We start from the raw sequence: 3,739 nt of genomic DNA, 5'->3' as shown, positions 1-3,739 counted from the left end.
CTATTATGATCGTATCTCAGTACCGGGCGAAGACGAGCTGAAAGTAATCGAGCGCGTTGCATCGATCCTGAAAGTGATTTTTGAGAACCGCCGGAACTCCGAGCTCGTACAGAATGTGAACGAGCGGCACGAATTTGTGAATATGGCCACCAACGACGCCAACGGCTGGATCTTCGATTTTACCTGGAATGCGTTCGTAGACAGCGCCCTGAACGACGGGTACAAATTCTACCTCTATTGCGGCGGCAGCCAGGGCATCAACCAGGCCATCCATATCGAAAAGCCGCTGTTTCTCTTCTCCGAAACTTCCGGCGTATATGCCGAGCAGGATACTTCCAGTCCCAACGCCAGCACCAACCGCTTCCGCGACGATGGCGCAGACACGGTGCCGATCTCTTTTACCGGCTACCAGAACGGTCAGAAGCTCACCGATAACGGTGGCAATACCTTCGATTTGTGGTATTACGATACCACGCCCAACCAGTCGCCCGGTCCGGCCACCCTGCTGCTCAGCGGGTACAACCTCGGCGATCCCATCACGCTGGGGGTTTTCAAGAACGGGAATGTGCTGATCACCTGCACCACGCGCGACAATCCCCCGCCAATCAATTACGGTCAGTTCAATCCGCTCACCGGATCGATCATCAACGTGCGCATACTGCCGAACGATGAGGATTATTCGCAGTATTACAAAGACCCTTCCTCACCGCAACCCACCGGCAACGACAGGCTCACTTTCGACGTGATTTACGAGAAGGTGCTCCGCAACTACTACCTGCTTTATCCCGCGATGAGCAGGGTGCTGAAGCTGAATGATCCATCCATCTGGCAGGACCCCGTGATGGCCCGCGCCCTGCTCGACCGGATCAGCCTGCCGCAATGGAACAGTTCCATCGCCATGCCCAGGACCCGCGACCTGTCGGCCTCCCGCCGGAAACTGCTCACCGCCTGGTGCCTCAAAATCATCAACCCTTAAAATCACATCCATGAAATACCTGATCACCGGCCTGCTGCTTTGCACCGGCCTCATGGCCGCCGCACAGGCGCCCTACACCATCACGCTGCAAAAAGCATCATCCCAACCCGCCCCCGCCCTGCAATCCTATGCCATCGCCGTACAAAACGGGCTCTGGCTGCTGGTGGGCGGGAGAACCAATGGGTTCCACGGAACCTCGGGCCCAGGATCCACCTTCCCTACATCGAAGTCCAACACCTTCATTTGGGTGATAGATCCCGCCAACAACAGGTCCTGGAAAGGCAACATCCCCCCGGCGCTTCAATACCAGCTGAGCTCCACCAATATGGCGTTTTACCAGGACGGCAACATCCTGTATTGCATCGGAGGGTACGGCGCCGGTTGCCCGAACGACAGCTGTTACCAGACCTTCCCGCTGATAACCGCGATCGACGTGCAGCGTACTATTGCGGGCGTACAGAACGGTTACGCGCTCAACAATTACATCAAAACCACGCAAGACAGCCGTATGGCCGTTACCGGCGGGTATCTCACCAAGCTCAACAACTGGTTTCATCTCGTGATGGGACAGGATTACAACGGGAAATATTCCGGGGGCGTAACAGGAAAGTATACGGAGCAGATTGCCCGGTTCACGCTGAGCACGCTTAATGGCGCGCCCGTCATCGGCAACTACAACGTTATCACCACCAACCAGTCATACAACGGCGCCAACCAGTTCCACCGGCGCGATTACCCTTCCGTGAAAATGGTGATGCCCGCCAACCGGAACGTAGGTGTGGCGGTGTTTGGCGGCGTATTCAACAACCAGGGCGGGCCTTTCGTGAACCCTGTTTACTTCGAGGACATGGGCTTCAATACCCTGGCGCAGATCGACACGTCGTTCAAACAACGGTATTGCCTGTACGATTGCGCGGCGATTTCCGCGTTCAATTCCGCCAGCAACGAAGCCTATGTTTCATTCATCGGCGGGATTACGGATTGGTATATCGACGACCAGGGCCGTGAGGTGCCTGGCAATGCGTCGAACTTCATGCCCTGGTTCAACCGGGTATCTACGATCGTGCGCGGGCTGAAAGGGACGCAGGAATACCCGCAGCTGAACAGCACCCTGCCCGGGTACATTGGCGCCAATGCGGCTTTTCTCATCAATCCGCAGATTGCCGTGATGGGTAAAACGGAAGACGTGATCGATTACGCGAAGCTGCCTTCCGGCAATACGCTCATCGGCTGGATGTTCGGCGGGATCGAAGCTACGGCCCCCCAGAGCAATGGTTTCAACCCAACTAATGCGGGCAGTACGATTTATGAAGTCTGGCTGCAAAAAAACTGACGATAAAAAAAGCCGCGCAATCCGCGCGGCTTTTTTATTCAACATTTAAGCGTTTTCTTTTTCTTCGCCCCTCCCGGCCGGCCGCGCGATGCGGCGATGTACGCTTCCGCCACGGGCACTTTACAGGCCGTATCGCCCATATCTACATGCAAAATGCCATTCTTACGCGCAGTGGCCACCGCGGCGTCGTGCACGGCATCCACATACGTTCCCGCACTGATGACGAACCCGTTCATCACATACCGCACCCGGTCGTGCACACCATGGATTTCTTTTTCAATGCGTGTGAGCAGTTGCACTACTTCCGGCACATCTATTTTCTCGTCGGGCAGCAGGGACAGGAGCCCCGCGAGCGTGGCCCATCCGCTGACGGCAACGGATGTTGCGGGATCATCGATCCACTCCAGCGCGATTTGCCAGGCATCCGGGTGCTCGGCGGCTACCCATGCTACCGAATATTCACTGATGGCGAGGGCGTTGGGCGTTTCGGCCCATCGGCGCAGTTGTTTGGCCGTCATGAGCGCGCCGTTGGCAGCGAGGCCCGCGAGGTATTGCGCGTCGTAATGGCCGGTATCGTACAGCGCCAGGGCGAGCGCCTGGTCATTGCGGATCTGCTTGAGGATGACTTTCAGGTCGGAGACTTTCACGCCGGAAACAGGCTCCCGGGCGCCGTGGTTCATCAGCGTCTTTTTCGTTTGAGCGGTACCGGCGGCAGCAATGGCCGCCATGGTTTCTACAAGTGTCATGACGGAGGATTTACTCTTCTATCAATATACCCATTTTTCCCATTTGATAATCACGCATGGCTTCGAGCACTTCCGTTTCGGTATTCATCACAAACGGCCCGTTCGCCGCGATCTTCTCCCCGATCGGTTCGCCGGAAGCGATGAACAGGCGGGTATCTTCTTCAGCGGTGATCCCGATCCCTTTCCCGTCTTCCCGGAACACCAGGCAATGATACCCGGTGTAAACGCTCGCCCCGGTGATTTTCACTTCGCCGTCGAGCAGGTACACGAAGGCGTGGCGGGTTTCGGACAGGGGAATGTAGAATTGCCCCCCTTTCCGGAAATGCGCCGTGAAAGCATTGACCGGCGTGAGGGTGGGCACGGGGCCTTTCACCCCCAGCAGTTCCCCGGCCACCACGGAAATGGTTACCAGTCCGTCTTCACTCGTTACCACGGGCGTATCTGCGGCGTGTAAAGGGAAATAAGTGGGTTGCGCCATTTTGCGGCTGGCGGGAGAATTCACCCATATCTGGATCATTTCCTGTTCGCCGCCGGTTTCGTGGATATCATCCGGCGGGCGCTCGCTGTGCACGATGCCCATGCCCGCATGCATCCATTGCGTGCCGCCCGCGCGGACCACCGAGTTATTCCCCCGGCTGTCGCGGTGATGGACGCCGCCTTTGAAAATAAACGTCACCGGCGAAA

4 protein-coding genes are annotated in these 3,739 nt (G+C 57.1%); 2 read left to right on the top strand and 2 right to left on the bottom strand.

Annotated features, from left to right (window positions below; genetic code table 11):
• Positions 1–976, top strand: a 976-nt coding sequence (locus Q0510_RS03755; RefSeq protein WP_298708402.1) for a hypothetical protein, incomplete at its 5' end; no start/stop codon positions are given.
• 10 nt (positions 977–986) lie between these two features.
• Positions 987–2,309 (top strand): hypothetical protein, encoded by a 1,323-nt coding sequence (locus tag Q0510_RS03750; RefSeq protein ID WP_298708400.1) that lies wholly within the window; start codon positions 987–989, stop codon positions 2,307–2,309.
• A 38-nt stretch (positions 2,310–2,347) separates the two neighbouring features.
• Here the strand turns inward: Q0510_RS03750 and Q0510_RS03745 are convergent, their stop codons facing one another.
• Together Q0510_RS03745 and Q0510_RS03740 are read right to left on the bottom strand one after the other, a co-directional pair.
• On the bottom strand, positions 2,348–3,055 hold the full coding sequence (locus Q0510_RS03745; protein ID WP_298708398.1) for a DNA alkylation repair protein: 708 nt from the start codon (positions 3,053–3,055) through the stop codon (positions 2,348–2,350).
• Between the two features lie 10 nt (positions 3,056–3,065).
• On the bottom strand, positions 3,066–3,739 hold a 674-nt coding region (locus Q0510_RS03740), incomplete at its 5' end, for a pirin-like C-terminal cupin domain-containing protein (RefSeq protein WP_298708396.1).

It is taken from the genome of uncultured Chitinophaga sp. (genome assembly GCF_937874145.1).
Taxonomy (GTDB): Bacteria; Bacteroidota; Bacteroidia; order Chitinophagales; family Chitinophagaceae; genus Chitinophaga.
The sequence above is the reverse complement of the archived record's forward strand: the minus strand, read 5'-3'. Positions and strand labels throughout refer to the sequence as shown.